The organism is Lactobacillus xylocopicola (assembly GCF_033096005.1).
GTDB lineage: Bacteria > Bacillota > Bacilli > Lactobacillales > Lactobacillaceae > Lactobacillus > Lactobacillus xylocopicola.
This window is the reverse complement of sequence record NZ_AP026803.1, coordinates 939,711-960,475: the sequence shown is the minus strand read 5'-3', so window position 1 is coordinate 960,475 and position 20,765 is coordinate 939,711. Positions and strand designations below refer to the sequence as shown.

The 20,765-nt window shown below is 43.0% G+C and carries 22 protein-coding genes and 1 pseudogene; 18 read left to right on the top strand and 5 right to left on the bottom strand.

The window, feature by feature from the left end; genetic code table 11:
- Positions 1-60 precede the first annotated feature (60 nt).
- The 4 genes and pseudogenes from rimM (at position 61) to R8389_RS04785 (ending at position 2,608) form a co-directional block, all read left to right on the top strand.
- Positions 61-576, top strand: coding sequence for a ribosome maturation factor RimM (gene rimM / locus R8389_RS04800; RefSeq protein ID WP_317636908.1), 516 nt, complete (start codon positions 61-63; stop codon positions 574-576).
- Complete coding sequence (gene trmD / locus R8389_RS04795) at positions 566-1,288, top strand: tRNA (guanosine(37)-N1)-methyltransferase TrmD (RefSeq protein ID WP_317636907.1); 723 nt, start codon at positions 566-568, stop codon at positions 1,286-1,288. Before rimM ends, trmD begins: the two co-directional genes overlap by 11 nt.
- 115 nt (positions 1,289-1,403) lie before the next feature.
- Positions 1,404-1,751, top strand: a complete 348-nt coding sequence (gene rplS / locus R8389_RS04790; RefSeq protein ID WP_317636906.1) for a 50S ribosomal protein L19 — start codon at positions 1,404-1,406, stop codon at positions 1,749-1,751.
- A 93-nt stretch (positions 1,752-1,844) separates the two neighbouring features.
- Positions 1,845-2,608: pseudogene (locus R8389_RS04785) on the top strand (nucleoside phosphorylase).
- A 177-nt stretch (positions 2,609-2,785) separates the two neighbouring features.
- Here the strand turns inward: R8389_RS04785 and R8389_RS04780 are convergent.
- Positions 2,786-3,085 carry a hypothetical protein gene (locus R8389_RS04780; protein WP_317636905.1) on the bottom strand — a complete coding sequence of 100 codons (300 nt, stop codon included), beginning with the start codon at positions 3,083-3,085 and terminating at the stop codon, positions 2,786-2,788.
- Positions 3,086-3,148: 63 nt separating this feature from the next.
- On the opposite strand from R8389_RS04780, the gene R8389_RS04775 reads away from it, so the two are divergent.
- The gene (locus tag R8389_RS04775) at positions 3,149-3,517 is read left to right on the top strand and encodes a MerR family transcriptional regulator (RefSeq protein ID WP_317636904.1); all 369 of its coding nucleotides are present in this window, start codon (positions 3,149-3,151) and stop codon (positions 3,515-3,517) included.
- An 80-nt stretch (positions 3,518-3,597) separates the two neighbouring features.
- Here R8389_RS04775 and lexA read toward each other — a convergent pair whose 3' ends face one another.
- Positions 3,598-4,221, bottom strand: a complete 624-nt coding sequence (gene lexA / locus R8389_RS04770) for a transcriptional repressor LexA (RefSeq protein ID WP_317636903.1) — start codon at positions 4,219-4,221, stop codon at positions 3,598-3,600.
- A gap of 144 nt (positions 4,222-4,365) precedes the next feature.
- On the opposite strand from lexA, the gene R8389_RS04765 reads away from it, so the two are divergent.
- From R8389_RS04765 to R8389_RS04745, 5 genes are all read left to right on the top strand, one after another.
- On the top strand, positions 4,366-4,614 hold the full coding sequence (locus R8389_RS04765; RefSeq protein ID WP_317636902.1) for a DUF896 domain-containing protein: 249 nt from the start codon (positions 4,366-4,368) through the stop codon (positions 4,612-4,614).
- A 64-nt stretch (positions 4,615-4,678) separates the two neighbouring features.
- A complete protein-coding gene (locus tag R8389_RS04760) occupies positions 4,679-4,894 on the top strand; it encodes a YneF family protein (protein WP_317636901.1) in 216 nt (71 codons plus the stop codon).
- A gap of 69 nt (positions 4,895-4,963) precedes the next feature.
- Positions 4,964-6,718, top strand: coding sequence for an ABC transporter ATP-binding protein (locus tag R8389_RS04755; protein ID WP_317636900.1), 1,755 nt, complete (start codon positions 4,964-4,966; stop codon positions 6,716-6,718).
- Positions 6,719-6,720: 2 nt separating this feature from the next.
- Positions 6,721-8,508 carry an ABC transporter ATP-binding protein gene (locus R8389_RS04750; RefSeq protein ID WP_317636899.1) on the top strand — a complete coding sequence of 596 codons (1,788 nt, stop codon included), beginning with the start codon at positions 6,721-6,723 and terminating at the stop codon, positions 8,506-8,508.
- A 135-nt stretch (positions 8,509-8,643) separates the two neighbouring features.
- Positions 8,644-10,041: an FAD-binding oxidoreductase gene (locus tag R8389_RS04745; RefSeq protein WP_317636898.1), complete on the top strand. Its 1,398-nt coding sequence runs from the start codon at positions 8,644-8,646 to the stop codon at positions 10,039-10,041.
- A 61-nt stretch (positions 10,042-10,102) separates the two neighbouring features.
- On the opposite strand, the gene R8389_RS04740 is transcribed toward R8389_RS04745, so the two are convergent.
- Positions 10,103-11,281 (bottom strand): SAM-dependent methyltransferase, encoded by a 1,179-nt coding sequence (locus R8389_RS04740; protein ID WP_317636897.1) that lies wholly within the window; start codon positions 11,279-11,281, stop codon positions 10,103-10,105.
- Between the two features lie 81 nt (positions 11,282-11,362).
- Complete coding sequence (locus R8389_RS04735; protein ID WP_317636896.1) at positions 11,363-11,977, bottom strand: lysophospholipid acyltransferase family protein; 615 nt, start codon at positions 11,975-11,977, stop codon at positions 11,363-11,365.
- A 59-nt stretch (positions 11,978-12,036) separates the two neighbouring features.
- Here R8389_RS04735 and R8389_RS04730 point away from each other — a divergent pair, with 59 nt between their 5' ends.
- The 3 genes from R8389_RS04730 (at position 12,037) to tsf (ending at position 14,924) form a co-directional block, all read left to right on the top strand.
- The gene (locus tag R8389_RS04730) at positions 12,037-13,068 is read left to right on the top strand and encodes a GIY-YIG nuclease family protein (protein ID WP_317636895.1); all 1,032 of its coding nucleotides are present in this window, start codon (positions 12,037-12,039) and stop codon (positions 13,066-13,068) included.
- 156 nt (positions 13,069-13,224) lie between these two features.
- The gene (gene rpsB, locus R8389_RS04725) at positions 13,225-14,013 is read left to right on the top strand and encodes a 30S ribosomal protein S2 (protein WP_317636894.1); all 789 of its coding nucleotides are present in this window, start codon (positions 13,225-13,227) and stop codon (positions 14,011-14,013) included.
- A 35-nt stretch (positions 14,014-14,048) separates the two neighbouring features.
- Positions 14,049-14,924: a translation elongation factor Ts gene (gene tsf / locus R8389_RS04720; protein WP_317636893.1), complete on the top strand. Its 876-nt coding sequence runs from the start codon at positions 14,049-14,051 to the stop codon at positions 14,922-14,924.
- Between the two features lie 87 nt (positions 14,925-15,011).
- Here tsf and R8389_RS04715 read toward each other — a convergent pair whose 3' ends face one another.
- Complete coding sequence (locus tag R8389_RS04715; RefSeq protein ID WP_317636892.1) at positions 15,012-15,902, bottom strand: LysR family transcriptional regulator; 891 nt, start codon at positions 15,900-15,902, stop codon at positions 15,012-15,014.
- Between the two features lie 113 nt (positions 15,903-16,015).
- Between R8389_RS04715 and R8389_RS04710 the strand changes: the two genes are divergently transcribed.
- The 5 genes from R8389_RS04710 (at position 16,016) to R8389_RS04690 (ending at position 20,765) form a co-directional block, all read left to right on the top strand.
- Positions 16,016-17,551 (top strand): FAD-dependent oxidoreductase, encoded by a 1,536-nt coding sequence (locus R8389_RS04710; RefSeq protein ID WP_317636891.1) that lies wholly within the window; start codon positions 16,016-16,018, stop codon positions 17,549-17,551.
- Between the two features lie 386 nt (positions 17,552-17,937).
- Positions 17,938-18,663 (top strand): UMP kinase, encoded by a 726-nt coding sequence (pyrH, locus tag R8389_RS04705; protein ID WP_317636890.1) that lies wholly within the window; start codon positions 17,938-17,940, stop codon positions 18,661-18,663.
- Positions 18,663-19,220: a ribosome recycling factor gene (gene frr / locus R8389_RS04700; protein WP_317636889.1), complete on the top strand. Its 558-nt coding sequence runs from the start codon at positions 18,663-18,665 to the stop codon at positions 19,218-19,220. The genes pyrH and frr overlap by 1 nt, the downstream gene beginning before the upstream one ends.
- Before the next feature lie 4 nt (positions 19,221-19,224).
- Positions 19,225-19,959, top strand: coding sequence for an undecaprenyl pyrophosphate synthase (uppS, locus tag R8389_RS04695; protein ID WP_317636888.1), 735 nt, complete (start codon positions 19,225-19,227; stop codon positions 19,957-19,959).
- Between the two features lie 8 nt (positions 19,960-19,967).
- The gene (locus tag R8389_RS04690) at positions 19,968-20,765 is read left to right on the top strand and encodes a phosphatidate cytidylyltransferase (RefSeq protein ID WP_317636887.1); all 798 of its coding nucleotides are present in this window, start codon (positions 19,968-19,970) and stop codon (positions 20,763-20,765) included.

The window sequence follows — 20,765 nt, the reverse complement described above, 5'->3', positions numbered from 1 at the left end:
GGTTAGTTAAAAGTTTGAAGCCGCATGCTTCAAACTTTTTTCTTTGGATTAGGAGACAAGATGCAATTTTATGATGTTGCACAAATATTGACAACACATGGTTTAAAGGGTGAATTAAAGGTTAAATTAGTAACTGATTTTCCGGCGGAACGTTTCACCCCCGGCCAGCAGCTGGCCTTAAAAGATGACCCGGAAAGGATTTTGACGGTTGCAAGCAGCCGGCCGTTCCAACAATTTTGGCTCGTTAGTTTTGCCGAAGTTGCTGAACTTGCTGCGGCAGCGGAGCTGAAGGGAAAGATGCTAGTGGTCAGCGAAGCGGACCAGCACGAACTGCCGGAAGATGCGTACTACTACCACGATATTTTGGGCTGTACGGTTGTAGACCAGCAAAGTGGTGCTCCGCTTGGTAAGATTACCGGAATAGAGTCGCCAGGAGCCAATGATGTCTGGGAAGTTACCGAGAAAAATGGCCATACTTACCTAATTCCTTATATTGATGAGGTCGTTAAGCAAGTTGATGTTCCTGGGCAAAAGATCTACGTCGAATTACTGGAGGGCTTGCGCGATGAAGATTAATGTACTGACGCTTTTTCCTGATATGTTTACGCCCCTGACTACCTCAATGCTGGGCCGAGGGCTTGAAGATGGAAAGTGGGAACTTAATCTAGTCAACTTTCGCGACTTTACGACCGATTTTCATCACCATGTGGATGATACACCGTATGGTGGTGGAGCTGGAATGGTCTTGCAGATAATGCCAATTAAAAAAGCACTTGATTCACTAGAAGATCAGGGTAAGGTAATCATCACGGCACCGCAGGGTAGGACCTTTAACCAAGAGCGCGCCCAAAGCTGGTCTCAGGAAGAAAATCTAACTTTTATTTGTGGTCACTATGAAGGCTTTGACCAGCGTATTTACGATTTGGCTGATGAAGTCGTATCAATTGGCGACTATGTGTTAACTGGTGGTGAGTTGCCAACCATGAGTATGGTTGATGCCACGGTCCGCCTTGTACCCGGGATTTTGGGTAATGCAGCTTCTCCGGTGGATGAGAGCTTTGCTCGTGGCTTATTGGAATACCCCCAGTACACCAGACCAGAAGATTTTGCTGGCATGAAAGTGCCGCAAGTCTTACTTTCGGGTAATCACCAAAAAATCGCCCAGTGGCGGCACAAGGAAGCCTTGCGGGTAACTTACTTGCAGCGGCCCGACTTACTTGCAAGTTATGAGCTGACTAAAGAAGAGGAACTAATGCTGGCTGAAATCAAAGAAGAAGAGCAAGCTTGATTTGCCAGCAGTTATTTGCTAAGATAATTGAGGTGCGAATTTAACTGCACTAATAGTTATGGGTGTTCCGCTGGCGCCAAGGAGCGTTAATGAAGGCCGCAGAAGGAGAAATACAATGGATCCATTAATTCAAGAATTGACCAAAGAACAATTACGTGATGATATTCCCGCTTTCCGGGCCGGTGACACTGTCCGTGTTCACGTTCGGGTGGTTGAAGGAACGCACGAGCGTATTCAGATGTTTGAAGGTGTCGTAATTAAGCGCAAAGGTGCTGGCATTGCTGCAACTTACACTGTTCGTAAGCTTGCTTCTGGTGTTGGGGTTGAGCGTACTTTTCCGGTTAACGACCCACGTGTCGCTAAGCTAGAAGTATTGCGGCATGGTCGTGTACGTCGCGCTAAGCTTTACTACTTGCGTGACCGTCATGGTAAGGCTGCACGTATTGCCGAAAAGCGTCGTTAATTCACTTAAAAGAGAATCATCCTTGAAAAAGGATGGTTCTCTTTTTTGCTCTATGGTAAAATCGTTAACAATATATTTAGGAGGAGCTAAGTTATGGCTGAGTTATTTTTGACGGACTTTGATCAGAATCCACGTGCAGTGTTAGAGCCCAACCACGAACAAGCTGAATTAGGTTATCAGTTTCAGCCGAAGTTGTTGTTTGCCTTTACCTCAAGCGAGTCGATTGCCATTTTTTTAAAAACACACGCTCATTGCTTGCGGGGCTATTTCGACTCTTTTGGGGGTAAGATTCCCATTTATGAGGTCGAATTGAACCAGGAAAAAATAACTTTCTGTCAGGCCAAGCTTGGGCTCCTGCAGCTACAATGCTGCTTGATTGGTTAATTAGTTATGGAGTTCGGCAAGTTCTGGCCGTTGGCTCAGCTGGTGCATTGGTTGAACTACCGGAGAACTACTTTTTGCTTCCAACCAGGGCGATTCGGGATGAGGGCACGTCTTTTCATTACCTTGCTCCAGGTAACTTTGTTGACTTGCAATCTCCCTTTTTAGCGCAAATAAAAAAATTGCTGAGTGAAATTAATTTTAAGGTTCGTGAAGTGACCACCTGGACGACCGACGGCTTTTTCCGGGAGACCACCAACAAGGTGCAGCAATTCAAGCAGTTAGGGGCAGCTTGTGTAGAGATGGAATGTGCTGCACTGGCAGCGTGTGCACAATTTCGCCAGGTTGATTTTGCGCAGCTTTTGTTCACAGCGGATTCCTTAAGTAAGCCGGAAGAGTATGAAGCAAGGGGCTGGGGTAAAGATGCTCACGGGCGTGCACTAACACTAGCTGGGCAAGTTCTAGCTAAACTCTAAGCGCAACTTTGTGAAATAAACTGTTGTGGAACTCGAGTGAAACTGTCGGTTATTTCACAAAGTTGCAATCAAGTACAAATAAACCAGCGTAATAAAAGCTAACCACTCTGAAAAAGCTTGTGAAGCTTATTTCTGCAATCCATGTGGAAAATTACCCTTTACAAGTGGGACAAGGAATTAGCCCTGCGGCCAGTTTAGCCAAACTAAGATAGCAGTTAAGAAAAGGCGTAGTAGCCAATGAAACCAGTTGACCTGACCATTAAGGGCAAAACCGTTGGCAAGTGCCACAAGCAGCAGGATTCCCAGAAAGGAAATCGTGATAACTTGCTGGTTAAACAGATTAGCTGCTATTAAGCATAGGCCGCTAAGGAAGTTTAACAGCGTGAGCCAGGCGGGTAGCTCATGGTAGGAACTAATTGTTGCTAGGGCCATCACGACACCGTAGAGAATGGTTAAAATTTTGGTTAGATAAATCATGATAATTTCCTCCTAACCAAATTAAAGCATCGGGGGTCGACCCGACGTCAAGGAGATGAGAAAATGTTTTTAAATGACTTCATCAGGGAAACGGGGGCAACTAGAGACACAATCAGGCACTATGTTGACTTGAACCTGCTGACGCCGACGCGGCGCGGCAAAAATTATTGGTTTACGGCGAAGGACCAGGATGACTTCAGCGAGATCAAAGAATTGCAGGAGCTGGGTTTTTCTTTGCAGACAATCCACGCCATCAAAAACCGTCATGACTTGGCGTGTGGGACGGATTACCAATTGGTTAAAAATCTGCAGCTGGTCAATGCTGAATTGCAAAAAACCACCCAAGAACTGCAGCAACTCAAGCAAAGACAGGCTAAGTTGCAGGAACTTAAGTTTATTTTGCAAAAAAAGAACCATCCCTCCAGCCTTTAAGTTAATTGGTTAAAGTGCTAGGGACAGTTCTATTATTATTTATTAGTCCAAAAAGTTAAAAATCGTCCGCAAGGTAACCGTTAAATGATGCGGTTGCGGTAGAGGCCAATGACCTTGCCCAGGATCTTGACACTGGGTAAGATAATCGGACTCATGGTATCATTTTCGGGCTGCAGGCGGTAATGTCCGCGCTCCTTATAAAAGCGCTTGACCGTTGCCTCATTTTCGTCGGTCATAGCCACGACAATTTCGCCATTAATGGCTGAATTTTGCTTGCGCACAATTACATTGTCGCCATTCAAAATACCGGCATTAATCATACTCTCGCCCTGAACCGTGAGCATAAAGAGCTCGCCCGCTTCATTGGCAAAATCAGGTGGCAGAGGGAAGTAGTCGTCGATATCTTCAACCGCTAAGATTGGTTGCCCCGCAGTGACTACACCGACGATGGGGATTTCGGTCGGCTTAATGCCTAGGGCTTGTTTACCCTCCTCAGTAATTTCCAAAGCGCGTGGTTTGGTGGCATCTTTAACGATTAAGCCCTTGCGTTCGAGCCTTGAAAGGTGGCCATGAACCGTTGAAGTGGAAGAGAGGTTAACCCCTTCACAAATTTCCCGAACGGTTGGCGGAAAGCCCCGTTTTTGGACGGTATCATAGATATAACGTAAAATTTCCAGTTGTTTATTAGTTTGTCTGATAGTCATGATTGTGCTCCCTTAGTTGACGATTTTTTGGTTAAGTTAAGTTTAGCAGATTTTTTCGATTAGTGCAAACAAGCGTTCTAAGAATTTTGAACTTTTTTTCTTGGTAAAAATAAGGTAGACTGCTTTAGGTAAGAGGTGGAAAAAATGACTGAAGATAATGAAAAAAAGCTGATTAACCGGATCAACGAGCTATATCATAAGAAGAAGTCGACGGGTTTGACCGCTGCAGAAGAAAAAGAGCGGGCTGAGCTGCATCAGGAATTTATCAAGAATTTTCGGGCCAGCTTTAAGCAAGATGTTGAAAATCTGGTAATTGTTGACAAAAATGGTAAGGAAGTCACATCGGAAAAAGCCAAGCAGGCGCAACGTCAAAAAGGTTTAAGAAAAGATTAACTTTGCTCTTTGATTTTAGCTGGATTTTAGGTAAGATATATCTATTGGATATGAGGTGATATTTATGAATTTAGGATTAGCGATCTTTTTAATCGTGCTAGCGTTAGTATTGGGCCTAGTAGGTGGCTTCTTTGGTGCTAGAACGTATATGAAGAAGTACTTTAAGGATAATCCGCCAATCAGTGAAGAGATGATTGTTGCCATGATGTCACAGATGGGACAGAAACCTTCAGCCAAGAAGGTAAACCAAGTGATGAGCATGATGAAGCATCAAAAATAAGCATCTTGCTAGATTGAAAAGAAAGACGGAGCTATCTCCGCCTTTTTGTTTATGTAAGATAGGTGAAAAATGAAAATTTTTTTTAAATTGGGTTGGTTCTTTAAAAAAGAACGTAAGCGGTACTTAGTCGGTGTGACCTTTTTGGCTCTGACTTCGATCGTTAACTTGGTGCCACCGCGAATTTTGGGCCTGATGGCCGATCAGTTAGAGTTGGGACATATTAGCTGGCAGGAGTATGGGATGTTAATTCTGGCCATTATCCTGGCGGCATTACTACTATATGGTTTCCGCTATTTTTGGCGCCGCCAAATTTGGGGTGGTTCAGCTGAATTAGAGTTGCAGTTGCGAGCAAAGCTATTTGCTCACTTTATGGAAATGGACCGCACCTTTTACCAGCGGCACCGGACCGGTGACCTCATGGCCCACGCCACCAATGACATTTCGGCGGTGCAGGAAGTAGCTGGAGAAGGGGTTTTAACGCTAGTCGATTCACTGATTATGAGTGTTTCAACGATGGTCGCCATGATTGTTTTTGTCGATTGGCGATTGACCGTTGTAGCGCTTATTCCTTTGCCCTTCTTGGCTTGGGGCGCTTGGAAACTGGGCGACCAGTTGCATGACGCCTTCGACCAGTCGCAAGCGGCTTTCTCACGGTTAAACAACAAAACTCAAGAATCTGTGTCAGGAATTAAAGTGTTGAAGACCTTTGGTCAAGGTAAGGAAGATACCGCCGCTTTTCAACAGATGACGGCTGAAACGATTAATATTAACAAGCGGGTCTTCAAGTGGGATTCGCTGTTTGATCCACTGGGGACCTTACTGATAGGTCTGACCTATACCATCACGATTATTTATGGTGGCCTGCTAGTCAGTAACCAGGTGTTGTCGATTGGCCAGCTAGTTTCCTTTATTGCCTATATCGGCAACATGGTTTGGCCGATGTTTGCCATCGGCTATCTCTTTAATATTTTGGAGCGGGGAAGTGCCAGCTATGATCGTGTGGAAAAGCTTCTCGATGAACAGCCGGCAATTACGGATCAACATGCTAATCCGCAACTTGATGCAGCTGCTATTAACGGGGACTTGAGCTTTCATATTAAGTCGTTTGCCTATCCTGATGAACCGCAGATACCGGTTTTGCATGGGGTGGACTTCACACTTAAAACGGGCCAGACACTTGGCCTAGTTGGTAAAGTAGGTGCAGGCAAAACGACCATTATTCAGCTCTTGCTTCGTGAGTTTGACCAGTATGAGGGGCAAATCACCCTAAATGGACACGATATTCGCGAGATTCCTCTTAACGTCTTATTGCGGGCCATTTCTTATGTACCCCAAGATAACTACTTGTTTTCAACCAGTATTCAAAAGAACATTGCCTTTTCTAAGGTTAATTCAGCTGAGGATGCGGTTGTGGCCGCCGCAAAGAAGAGTGATCTGCACAATGATATCTTGCAAATGCCGGGTGGTTATAACACTTTGGTTGGTGAAAACGGTGTTTCGCTCTCAGGTGGGCAAAAGCAGCGCATGTCGATTGCGCGTGCCTTACTCAAGCAGAGTCAACTTTTGATTCTGGATGATGCCTTATCAGCTGTTGATGCCAGAACAGAGCAGGCGATTTTACAGTCCTTGCGGCAAGAGCGGGCCGGCAAGACGACTATGATTGCTACCCATAGGTTGACTTCAGTGATGAAGGCGGATCTGATCTTGGTGCTAAAAGATGGGCAAATTGTCGAACGTGGTACCCACGAGCAGTTGCTGGCTCAGCAAGGTTGGTATGCGGACATGTGGCAACGTCAGGAACTAGAAGAAAAGGTAGGTGAGTAAGGATGGACAATGAACATATGCAGTCGGTGTGGTCGCAAGAAATTCCCGTTAAAGAGCAGCTTAGTATCTTTAAACGGCTGCTACGCTTTGTCATGCACTTTAAACGAGAAATGCTGATTGCCGGTATTGGTGCCTTTCTAGTTAGTGTCATTAATGTGTTGCTACCTTATGGGTTGCAGTATTTTTTGGACAATTACTTAATTAAGACTGATGTCACTAGCCAGGTGATTTTATTTGCCGGTCTGCTCTATGCCTTGGGCTCTTTGCTTAAGGGGGGCTTACAGTTTACCTATGAGTACTTTTTTGCCTTGGGTTCAGAGAAGTCGCTGGAAGGTTTGCGCGGTGAACTATATCAAAAGTTGCACACACTGGGAATGCGCTACTTTGACCAGACGCCAGCCGGCTCAATCGTATCGCGAGTAACCAATGATACGATGACGCTGAGTAACTTTTTAACGGTGCTGTCCAGTGTGGTGATGTCCTTTTTCGCGATTTTTTCTGCTTTAGTGGCCATGTTTACTACCAACTTTTTGGCGGGGTTAATTGTGTTAGCTTTTCTGCCATTACTTTTACTAATTATTTGGCAGTATTCTAAGCGCAGTTCTAAGCTCTATCGCAATTATCGCGAGCGCCTTAGTCGAATTAATACGAATTTAAATGAGTCAATTGAAGGGGTTGCTTTAATTCAGCAATTTAAGCAAGAGGAGCGGATGACCGCTAACTTTGAGCAGGAAAATGCTGCGCTGATGAAGACGCGTTTTGCCATGATCAATTTGAACTCACTTTTATTGTCACCCTTGACTAGCTTCCTGTATTCCTTGGCCTTGGCCCTTACTTTAATGTACTTTGGCTTTCCCTTGCAGAAAACTTTTGTACCAGCCGGAGTGGTTTACGCCTTTTCACAGTACATCTCGCAGTTTTTCAATCCGATTGCTAATATGATGGATCAGATGACTTTCTTCCAGGACGGGATTGTTGCCGGCAAGCGAATCTTTCGGATTTTGGATAATACCGATTACGAGCCAGCGCAAGAGGCCCAGCAGGGTCTAACCATCACCCAAGGTAAGATCGAATTTAAACACGTCAGTTTTTCTTATGATGGCGAGCATGAAATTCTGCATGACATTTCCTTTACTGTTAATCCGGGTGAAACACTGGGCATTGTTGGTCATACTGGCTCGGGGAAGAGCTCGATTATTAACGTAATGATGCGCTTCTATGAGTTCTATCAGGGAGAGGTCTTGATCGATGGCGTGAACATTAAAAAGTATCCTAAAGAAGAGTTGCGGGCAAAATTAGGACTGGTTTTGCAGGAACCGTTCATGTTTTATGGGGATATCAATTCAAATATCAGACTCTATAATGACCAGATTAGCGACCAGCAGATTGAAGCTGCCGCACAGACCGTTCAAGCTGATGGCTTCATTGCCAACCTGCCCGATAAATATCATGCCAAAGTGGGCGAAGGCGGCAGTGAATTTAGTCAAGGCCAGCGGCAACTGATTTCATTTGCGCGTACCCTGGTAACTGACCCTAAGATTTTAGTGCTGGATGAAGCAACGGCAAATGTTGATACCGAAACGGAAACGCTGATTCAACAAGGACTAAAGAGTTTGCGTAAGGGCCGAACCACACTGGCAATCGCCCACCGACTGTCGACAATTGTTGATGCTGACCAAATTATTGTCCTTGATGAGGGCAAGATTGTTGAACGCGGTACGCATGAGCAATTACTTACGCAAAAGGGCTACTATTACAACCTTTATACCTTGCAGAATAGTCAAAAATAAGCTAAGACACGGATTTTTTAAAAATTCGTGTTTTTTATTGAAAAATTTCTTGATAACGTTTACATAAAAGAGTAAATTTATTGTATTAGAAAAACAGCTAAAATATTTTTGAACAATAAAGAGGGAGATTTTTCTATGGAATATCATCAAATTAATCAAACTGACTTGGACAAGTTGCGTAAGTTCGTCTCTGACCCAGACCGCTTTATTACTGAGCCCGACGACCACTGGGACCATGACCAGTTTGGCACAGTTAGAGCTAAGCCTGACCTAGTCATTCAGCCGGTAAACAATGAAGAAGTGATGCACGTGGTTAAGTATGCCAATGATAATCACATTCCTTTAGTACCACGAGGCAATTCAACCGGATTGATGGGTGCCAACCTGTCTGTTGATGGTGGCATTTCACTGGATATGATCAAGATGAACAAGGTCTTGAGTTATGATCCGGATAGTCTAACCATGACGGTGCAAGCCGGCTTGAGACTGAATGATCTCGATGCTTACCTCGAAGACAAGCCTTTTGCTTATATGCCAGCTCCAGCCATGCACTGGGCCACGGTGGCCGGCAATGTTTCCACTAATGCTGGGGGCTTGAAGGCTATTAAATACGGCGTTACGAGGGAACATATTCGTGAATTGAAGGTCGTTTTAACTAACGGTAAACTGTACAAGTTTGGCTCAAAGGCGGTTAAGTCTTCGTCGGGATACTCACTCAAGGACTTAGTAATTGGTGCTGAAGGTACTTTGGCAGTTATTACAGAAGTTACTCTGCGGCTCTATCCAAGACCGCATAAGTCCATCAATGCGGTCATTCCATACCCAAGCTTGAACGATGCAATTAAGTCGGTTCCAGCTATCTTGGCTTCAGGTGTAGTACCGACAACCGTCGAATTCATGGGACGCACGGTAATTGACTTGTGGGAGAAGTTTGCTGGGCAAGAATTCCCAGTTAAAAATGGTAATGGTTTTATCATTCTAGGCTTTGACTCCTTCACCGATGAGGAATGGCAAGCTGAATTGAAGCAGGCCCTAGCAGCGGTAAAAGATTACCAGGCGGAAAGCGCAATTGTCTTGGATGCAGAATCGGACGAAGCCAAGAAGATTTGGCAGTGCCGGGAACAGTTGTTATTGGCAATCCAGCAGTCAACGCCGAAGATGGATGAAATTGACGTCTGTGTTCCAATCGACCACATTCCTGATGTCTTAAACCGGATTGAAGAGCTGGAAAATGAGCTACATATCCGTATTCCAAACTTTGGCCACGCCGGCGACGGCAACTTGCATATTTACCTTTGTTCCGATGAAATGAATGATGAGGAGTATGCTAAGACTAGCGATAAGGTTATTTCTGAATTGTACAAGACTGCCAAGGCGCTTGACGGTAACATGTCCGGAGAGCACGGAATCGGCTATGCCCGGGCTGGGTACTATGAAGACTTTTATGGTCATGATTATACTGAATTGTTACGGCAAGTTAAGGGATTGTTTGATCCGAATACTATCCTCAACCCAGGCAAGATTTTTAAATAATAGTTTAAATTAAAAAAGAGGATGACGTTAAAGTTATCCTCTTTTGCTTTCAAGTGAGCTATTATTGGGCTACCATATAGTCCCGAGTCATTGGCAAATTCTTGCCGGAAGGGCCCTTCGTTAACAGGTATTGGACAACATCAATGTTGCCTGACTCAAAGGAGGCGGCACAGGCCTGCAGGTATAAGTCCCACATTCTGGTGAAGCGTTCACCCATCTTCTTTTCGATGACTGGGCGTTGCTGGTTGAAGTTACGATCCCAAATTTCAATTGTTCGTTGGTAATGGCGCCGCAGCATTTCCAGGTCATCAATTTGCAGGTTGTTAGCCACAATGTGGTTGATGTTTTCACTTAGCCCTGGCAAATAGCCACCTGGGAAAATATATTTGTCAAGCCAAGCGTTGCTTGCTCCGCCCTGCTGCCGGGTAATGCCATGAATGAGTGCAACTCCGTCGTCTTTAAGGTATTTGGCCACATCGGCAAAATACTGATCTAGGTTTTCTTGGCCGACGTGCTCAAACATCCCAACCGAGGTGATGTAATCCCATTCTTGGTTGCCCAATTCACGGTAGTCTTCCAGCTTGACTTCGGCCACGTCTTGTAAATTCTGATCGTAAATTTTCTTTTGAACTAGTTTATACTGTTCTTCACTGAGGGTCACCCCGGTAACCTTTAAACCGTACTTTTGGGCCGCAGTTAACATTAATGTACCCCAACCGCAACCAATATCTAGCAAAGTTTTGCCCTTTTGGGGATGCAGCTTGTCGAGGATGTGATAGATTTTGGCAATCTGTGCCCTTTCCAAATCGTCTTGATTATCTTCCTCAAAATACGCGCAAGAATAGGTGAGGGTAGGGTCAAGCCACAATTCATAAAAGTCATTGCCAATGTCGTAGTGACTTTGTACGTCTTTTTCGCTTTGTTGTTTGGTGTGCTTGTCATGTGGCATAAATTTCCGAAATTTACTTGATCGTAAAAAGCTGTTTGAACTTTCATAAGCTCCACAAATCAACTTTTGCATGCTTCCTTTGACTTCGATTTTTTGGTCCATATAGGCTTCACCGAGGGCTAATGATGCGTTATTTAGAATAGCCGTGGTCGGAATCTTTTCATTAAAAGTAATTTCAATCTCAGGATGGCCATTTCCATAAATTTCGCTTTTATTATCCCAGTATGTTACCTTTACTGGAAAGGGAAATGATTTACTCAGTAATTTTTTATAGAATGTTTTTTCTAACAATTTTGTTTTCCTCCATATCAACTATTGCATGGTTATTTTAACACTATAAAAAAGATTGAATTCAATCAAAATTCAATCTTTTTATTTTGGCTGATAGTGGAAGTCGGGGTCTTGCTCGTAGTCAAGTTGGGCCCAAGCATTCTGCATTTGTTCGTCCAAACTTTGTTCATTTTCGCGGGTTAGCTTAACTTTGCGGTCAACTTGAATGGCATCACCAAAGCAAATTTCCAGAGGTTGTCGCTTGAGTAGCCCCGTGAAAGTTAACGGCCCCTGGTAAACAGCGGGAACAATCGGTTTACCCGAAAGTTTGGCAATGGCAATGGCACCACCCTTAAGCTCGGTTGAATGCCGCGTTCCTGAAGGGAAAATAATTAAAGAATAGTTGCCTTTTTTTAGTCCGGTAATGGGGATTTTGAGCGCTGAGGGACCGGGATTGTCACGGTCGACCGGAAATGCATGCGCATGAGTTAAAATAAAGCGTAAGAAGGGATTTTTAAATAATTCTCGCTTGGCCATAAACATGAATTCCTTGGGACTGGCAGCCAAAGCAAAGAGAATCGGTTCCCACCAGGTGCGGTGGGGTGCAGCGAGAATGTAATTTCCACTTGGAATCCGGTCTTGATGGTTGACGTGTAAGTGTCCGTTAAGTACCCAAACAATGAAGCGGGCAACGGGACGAATGAAATAATAAAACATAAATTCCTCCAATTGATGTAAAATATTATAGCAGAGCTTGGGGAGAGGATGAAATTTTTATGGACAATTTGCAAAAAAATGAACGAATTGACTACATGTACAGTGACCACATGAGAATTATCCAGGATCAAGATTCCTTCAGCTTTTCGCTTGATACGCTGCTATTGGCGGCAACCGCAAAGGAGTCAATCCGGGATTGGTCGAAGGTCGCCGACCTTTGTGCGGGCAACTGCGCGGCTACGATGTACATGGCCTATTTTAACCGGGCCAAGTATGACGCAGTGGAGATTCAAGCGCAGGCCGTTTCTCAAGGGAGGCGGTCGCTGGAGTTAAACCAAATGGAAAATCGAATTCAGATTTTTCAAGATAATGTCAAAGACTGTACCAGCTTTTTGCGTAAAGACACTTATGACGTGGTGGTGGTTAATCCACCATATTTTAAAGTCGCCAAAGACCACAAGGTTAATCCTGACCCCCAAAAAGCCATCGCTCGCCATGAACTTTTGATCAATCTAAAAGAAATAATTATGGTCGCTAGTAGTCTGTTAAAAATGAAAGGAAAACTGTTCATGGTACACCGTCCTGAACGGTTGGGTGAAATAGCTCATTTTTGTCTGAAGCATGATCTTAGTGTAAAAGTAGTGCAGCCTTACGTGTCGCACCGCGGCGAAGACAGTAACCTAATTGTTGTTGAAGCTGTTAAGCATACTGCGAGTGACGGTTTGGTTTTGAAAGACGCCATTGTGGTGCATGACCAAGAGGGCAACTACTTGCCACCAATTCAGCAAATTATCCGGGAAGTGCCGGAAGAAAAAACGAAGCGACAAGAGCAAAAGCCTTACTATTTTTATGTGCTTTTGTGTCAGGACGGCAGCTTTTATGGTGGTTTTACCGATGATTTAGATAAGCGGCTGAAGGCACATAATAGTGGTAAGGGCGCCAAGTACACCAAGGCACGCCGGCCAGTCCGGCTGATTTATCATGAAGAATTTACTGATAAAAAACTGGCAATGAAGCGGGAGTATTGGTTCAAGCATCATCCGCGAACGTGGAAGGAAAAGTTCTTACACAGCCATGCAATTGATTTTTAGCCTTGCATCTTAAAGTCAAATCTAGTATGATTTTAAGGTGTGCTTTATTAGCCACACTCGTAAAAAACATCAAGGGCGATCAGCGTTTTGGTGCCACACAATGGTGGAACGTTGAAGTGACCGCTTGAGAGGATTAAAACCATAGGAGGAATTATTATGTCAGAAGTTTCGATGAAACAATTGCTTGAAGCAGGTGTCCACTTTGGTCACCAAACGAGAAGATGGGATCCCAAGATGGCTCCCTACATTTTCACGCAGAGAAATGGTATTTACATCATTGACCTGCAGAAAACCATCAAAATGCTGGATGACGCTTACAACTTCGTTAGAGCCGTTGCTCAAGACGGTGGCGTTATTCTCTTTGTTGGTACGAAGAAACAAGCGCAAGACGCAATTGCTGAAGAAGCAACCCGTGCTGGTCAATATTTTGTTAACCAACGCTGGCTTGGCGGTACTTTGACTAACTGGAAGACCATCCAGAGCCGGGTACAAAGATTAAAAGACTTAAAGAAGATGTCAGAAGACGGTACCTTTGATGTATTACCAAAGAAGGAAGCCTCTCTGCTGACAAAAGAAATGGACAAGCTGGAAAGATTCTTAGGTGGTATCGAGGATATGCCAAGAATCCCAGACGTCTTGTTTGTAGTTGATCCGAAGAAGGAAAAGATTGCCGTTCATGAAGCTAACATCTTAGGTATTCCAGTTGTAGCCATGGTTGACACCAACACTGATCCAGATCCAGTTGATGTAGTTATCCCTTCAAATGATGATGCAATTCGTGCAATTCGCCTGATTTCAGGTGCAATGTCTGATGCTGTTATTGAAGGTAAGCAAGGTGCAGACGACAGCAGTGCAAGTGCTGAAGCGGAAATGACTAAGGCTAGCGAAACTGCTGATACTGCAGCAGAAACAGCTGCAACTGAAGAGAGCTCAAACGAAGACTAGTTCTATTATCAGCTTTTATTGGGAAGGAAACAGCAATGGCAAATATTACTGCTAAACAAGTTAAAGAGTTACGTGATCGTACTGGTGCCGGAATGATGGATTCCAAAAAGGCTTTGGTTGAAGCTAATGGGGACATCGAGCAGGCAATTGATATTTTAAGAGAGAGCGGCATTGCTAAAGCTGCTAAGAAGAGCGGACGAATTGCCGCTGAAGGGCTGGCTGAGTTTGCCTTTAGTGGTAACACTGCAGTCTTAGTTGAGATCAACTCAGAAACCGACTTTGTTTCATCAAACGACAAGTTTATTAAGTTAGTTGATGGTGTAACCAAGGCTATTTTGGCCGCTAAACCGGCTAACGTTGAAGCAGCCTTGAAGGCTCCAATGGGTGATGCCACAATTGGTGACTCAATTACTGGCTTAACGGCTGTTATTGGTGAAAAAATCACTTTGAGAAGATTTGACTTGATTACCAAGAACGATGATGAAGTATTCGGGGCATACAAGCACAACGGTGGTGCAATTGTTGCGGTTGTTACCTTGAAGGGTGACAATGAAGAAGCGGCTAAGAATATTGCGATGCACGTTGCCGCAATTAACCCAGAATACTTGAATAAAGCATCTGTACCAAAGGCTGACTTTGACCGCCACAAAGCTGTCTTCACTAAGGAAACCGAAAATGAGGGCAAGCCTGCCAACATTATTCCTAAGATTGTTGAAGGCCGGGTTAACAAGTACTTGAGCGAAATCTGTCTAGTTGATCAACCATACGTCAAAGATGGTGACATGACAGTAGCTGAATATGCTAAGTCAGAGGGCTGCGAAGTTGTTGCTTTTAACCGCTACGAAGTGGGCGAAGGCATTGAAAAGAAGCAAGAAGACTTTGCTGCTGAAGTTCAGGAACAAATGAAATAAGAAAAGTCAAAATAAAAGGACCTTATCTCCGCGGACAAGGTCCTTTTTATTATTGTTGCTAAAAATAATGTTTAATTTTAACCACATTTAAGTTTGAAAAGTGCTTTCGTTTTGAACAAAGTTGGTAAAGTAAGTAATACTAGCCTTTTTATTACTTTTTAAAGAGGCAATTCCGTAACTTAGTTTTACTTCGTAATTAAGTGGGACAGGCTTAATAAAGTTATTTTCGGGGCCGCAAATAAAATCAGGTGCAAATGTACTGCCCAGGCCTGATTTGCTCATAATGTTGGCAGTATTGACATTGTTTACGTATGAAATATTTTTAGAAGTATTCTGTTTCCGAATTATTTCTTGTAAGCGCAGCTGTTCTGGCGGGCACCAGTTATTGTCTAAAAGAATAATACTTTGGTTTTGAAAATCTGAAATAGAAAGTGATTTCTGTTCTGATAATGAATTTGTACGTGGTACAATTGCACAAAATTTTCCCGTAAAAAGTTCCCGAAAAAGTACATCTTTTATATCCGCAATGTCATCTTTTGTAGTTAAGATTAAGTCGCAATCGCCGTTTACAAGCTGGCGCTTTAATTGAGTATGATCATAATTTTGCAAAAAAATTTTGATACTTGGATAAATAGTTTGAAATTTAGGAATTATTAGCGGAATTACTTCGTCTTCATGAGGCGAGTTAGTTATGCCGATTGTTAACGCATAATGCTCATCATAGGTTTGCTGCACTTCTTGAATCGATTTGTAGTAGGTGTTTAAAAGTGGCTTAATACTTTCATAAAAAAGTCTTCCCTTTGGTAAAATTTCAACACCTCTGCGTGATCGTTTAAATAATTTCTCGCCAATTTCGTTTTCCACTGAGTTAATAGCTTGGGAAATGGCGGGCTGAGAAAGGTTTTTGTGATAAGCTGTTTTACGAAAATTTAAAGTTTCTGCTAAATCAACAAATATTTCTAGATGGTCGAGATTCATTGCCTTCTCCTGATAATAAATAGTTATTAGTAATAAGATAATTGATAAGTATTTGTTTTTTGAGATGATATTATTATAACTGAAAACGTTATTAAAAGAAAAAGGAGAAAAGCATGAACAAATATCCTAATGTGGATGGTTACAAGGTAGATGAGGTTACTGCCACTAAATTAATCTCAACAGATGTCTTGGTAGTTGGGGCTGGTAATGCTGGTATGATGGCCGCTGCAGCTGCGCAAGAAAAAGGAGCCAAGGTTATTCTAATTGAAAAAGAAAAAACGATTAACTTGATGAGAGTAGGGATTGCGAGTGTCGGCAGTAATGCTCAAAAGCGTGCTGGAACAGTTATTAATAAGCAAGAGTTAGTTGAGTCTTTAGCTTCATTTGCGCAACACAATGTCGATGAACGTTTATTAAAAACTTGGGTCGACAACAGTGCTGAAAGTGTTAATTGGTTAGAAGATAAAATTTTAAAACCGAATGGTGCACACTTTAAGTCAGAGCCCGATGCAATGATGACTAATAAGGCATACCAAGGCTTTCCAACAGAAAATGATCCAACCATTGACGATGAATCATTTGTTTCTTATGGCAATTGGTTTGTCAAATATCAAAAAGAACATAAAATCGATATTCGTTACCAAACATCTTTGGTTAAATTACTCAAAGAAAAAGATACTGTGACTGGTGCAATTGTTAAGGATCTTGGTAGTGACGAATTTTATGAAATAAGGGCATCAAAAGGGGTCATTATTGCAACCGGTGGATATTCGGCCAATAAAGACTTGCTTCAAAAATGGAATGCATTGTCCTTAAAGAAGAATGTTTATAATGATTCTCCGCGCTCTAACGGTGCAGGTATTACCGCTGCTTTGAATGTAGGTGCCAAACGTGACGAGGAGCCAGCTGAAAGTATTTTTGATCGTGGCCTAGTACCGATTGGAACAAAAACTGAAGATCTTTACTATCAAACAGATAGTTATGATAACTGGTTGTGGATTGGTTCGTATCCCTTTTTGAAGGTCAACTTACGTGGAGAAAGATTTGCCAATGAGTCGATTCCTTACCAATTTATTGTGAATGCGGCTAGTAAAGAGCCAGGCTACTTGTACGCAATGGTTTGGGATGATAATTACGCTGAATATCTGGAAAAAATGCATATGCTGGGCTGTGCCCGGTATGGCTTCCCCGGTTATATGACAGATAAAGCAGCTTTTGTAAAAGATACTGAATCTTATGTAGAAAAGGGATTGGTAGTAAAGGCTGATACGGTTGAAGAGCTGGCAGAGCAGCTCAAATTACCAATAAATGCTTTGAAACAAGCCATCACTAATAACAATAAGTCAGTCATTAGCCACAATGACCAAGAGTTTGGTAAGGAAGCTTACAGATTAACTCCCGTTAAAAAGGCGCCATATTACGGCTGTATTTTAGGTGGACGGATTCTTTGTACATTTGATGGTTTAAGGGTAAATACCAAAATGGAAGTACTTGATGAAAATCATCAACCAATCAGACACTTATATGCTGGTGGAAATGATTCAGGTGGTTTTTTCTGGGGATCATACAATGATCGTGTACCGGGACTAGCTTCTAGTCATGCACAAACTTTTGGTCGTTTAGCGGGTAAAAATGCTGCTGAAAATTAATTAAGTTAATAAGGTCTTGAAATTTTGTAGACCTTATTTTTATTTTTTGCTGCAAACCGGCGAATTTCGCCATAGCCATAATAGTTGTGATTGGAATAACGGTTAGTTGATATTTAGACTAATATTAATTAGTAAGAGCAAAAAGATAGCAGAGTTAAAGATAGAGTATCAGTTTAAAAGAGTTCTGTAGTTAACAGGGCTTTTTTTAAAACAACAAAACCAGCGGTGCTACAAGATTATAATTAATATCGGCAAAATAATTGTATTTAAAAGCAGAAGTGCGCTTGAAAAAGTTGCGAATATTAAAAGTAATTGTCTTTTGTTTTGGATGCCCACATTTGCCTGCTTTCTATGTTAGAATAATTAAAGTTATAGAGGAGGTTGTCATGTCTAAAGTTAAATATCAGCGGATTGTTTTGAAGATTTCTGGTGAAGCTCTGGCTGGTGAAAAGGGGAGTGGAATCAATCCCACGGTCATCGGTCACTTAGCTAAAGAAATTAAGTCAGTGCATGATTTAGGAGTTGACATTGGAATCGTCTGCGGCGGCGGTAATATGTGGCGGGGCGAGACCGGTGCTAAACTTGGCATGGAACGTTCGCAAGCTGATTACATGGGCATGCTCGCTACGATCATGAACGGTTTAGCCCTTCAGGATGGCTTAGAGCATGTAGGTGTTCCCACCAGACTGCAAACTTCCATCGAAATGAGGCAAATCGCTGAACCTTATATCAGGAGAAAGGCAATCCGCCACCTTGAAAAAGGCCGGGTGGTCATTATGGGTGGAGGCACTGGTAATCCCTACTTTTCAACTGATACAACCGCTGCTTTGCGGGCAGCCGAAATTGATGCGGATGTGATCCTGATGGCTAAGAACGGAGTTGACGGAGTTTACTCTGCTGATCCTAAGCTTGATCCTAATGCTATCAAGTATCAGGAACTAACCCAGTTAGACGTTATTTCGAAAAACTTAAAAGTCATGGACAGAACTGCTAGCTCACTTTCAATGGATACAAACATTCCCCTAATTGTGTTCAACGTGAACACCGATGGTAACATCAAAAAAGTTGTCATGGGCGAGCAGATTGGTACAGTAATTGAAGGAGAAAAATAATGAATAACGATGTAATAAACAAAGCCCAAGCAAATATGGATAAATCGATCACTGTTTTTGAAAAAAATCTTGCCTCAATCCGGGCAGGCGTGGCTAATGCAGCGATTTTAGACGGTATCCAGGTTGACTACTATGGCGCACCCACGCCCCTGACCCAAATGTCTAGCGTGACCATTCCTGAACCACGGGTACTCTTGATTACACCATACGACGAAAGCAGTCTTGATAATATTGAGCATGCGCTGATGGCATCAAATCTGGGCTTGACACCTGCAAATGATGGCAAGGTTATTCGGCTAGTAATTCCGCAGCTGACAGGTGAGCGCCGCCAAGAAATTGCTAAGCAAGTGAACCAGGAAGCCGAAGAGGGTAAGATTGCCGTCAGAAATGTCCGCCGAGATGCCATGAACAGTCTTAAGAAGCAACAAAAAGATGATGAAATCACTGAAGATGAACAGCGCAATTTAGAAAAGCAAGTTCAAAAAATCACTGATGCTGCAACCCAAAAAATTGACCAACTGGCCGACCAAAAGCGGAAAGAAATTACGCAAGGCTAAGTAAATGGCAGAGAATAAAAATCAGCTTAACCACTTGGCAATTATTATGGATGGTAACGGGCGCTGGGCTCGTCAACAGGGCAAGCCCCGTGTTGCTGGACATTATGAGGGGATGAACAATGTAGAGCGCATCACCTTAGCGGCAGATCGATTAGGTGTGAAAGTTTTGTCACTCTATGCCTTTTCAACCGAAAATTGGGCTCGTCCTAAAGAAGAAGTGGCCTATCTGATGAACTTGCCCGTGCGCTTTTTTGACAAGTTCATGCCGACTTTGATGGAAAATAAGGTCAAAGTTAATATTATGGGATACTTGGACGACTTACCGCGCAAGACACATCAAGTGGTGGAGCGAGCCATGGCACAAACTGCTGAAAATAAGGGTTTAGTTTTAAATTTTGCCTTTAATTATGGGGCAAGAGATGAAATCACTTCGGCGGTCAAAGCTCTTGCCAAAATGGTTGAGACCGGTGAAATTAGTAGTGAGCAAGTTGATGAACAAATGATTTCTGAGCGACTGATGAGTGCTAAGCTGGGTGATTATCCAGATCCGGACTTGTTAATTAGAACATCCGGTGAACAGCGGTTGTCCAACTTTATGCTGTGGCAGTTAGCGTATTCTGAACTAGCCTTCAGCCCGAAAAAATGGCCGGATTTTACTGCATCAGACTTAGAAGAATTCGTTACAGAATTTCAACAGCGCCATCGTCGCTTTGGTAAAGTTGACGAATCAGATAGTTAGGTAATGATATGAAACAACGTGTAATTACAGCAGTTATTGCTTTAATCTTATTTATTCCCATTGTTATCATGGGTGGATTGTGGATGGACTGGCTAACCGTAGCTTTTGCAGCGGTAGGCATCAGCGAGATCTTTTTAATGAAAAAACAGATCTTGATTTCAGTCAATTTTTTGCTGGCACTCTTAGCAACTGTTACCTGGGCTGTTCCCGATAATTTCTTTAAGGGCGCGCCCTTTAACTGGTCTAAGTACGGGGTATACTTTGGGCTAGTCATGTTGATGCTCAGTTGGACGGTCTTGTCGAAAAACAAGACCAGCTTTGATGATGTCAGTGTCTATACACTTGCCTCACTCTATATCGGGACCGGCTTTCACTACATGGCCGGAATTAGAAACAGTCGCAATGGTCTAGCACTGCTCTGCTATGTCTTTGTGGTTGTTTGGTTAACTGATACTGGGGCCTACATGATTGGTCGCAAGATTGGTAAACATAAGTTGTGGCCGGTAATTAGCCCTAACAAAACTTGGGAGGGTTCAATTGGCGGTACTATTTGTGCGGTTATTTGTGCCGCAATTTATGTTTACTTTATTAATGTTGGTTACCCCTTGGTTGAAATGGTGGTAATTGCGGTCGTTTTATCAATTGTTGGTCAAATGGGCGACTTGGTTGAGTCTGCCTACAAGCGTTTCTATGGCGTAAAAGATTCTGGCAAGATTTTGCCCGGTCACGGCGGTATTCTAGACCGTTTTGACAGCATGCTGTTTGTCTTGCCGGTTTTTGCCGCATTATTAGGAATCGTGCACTAG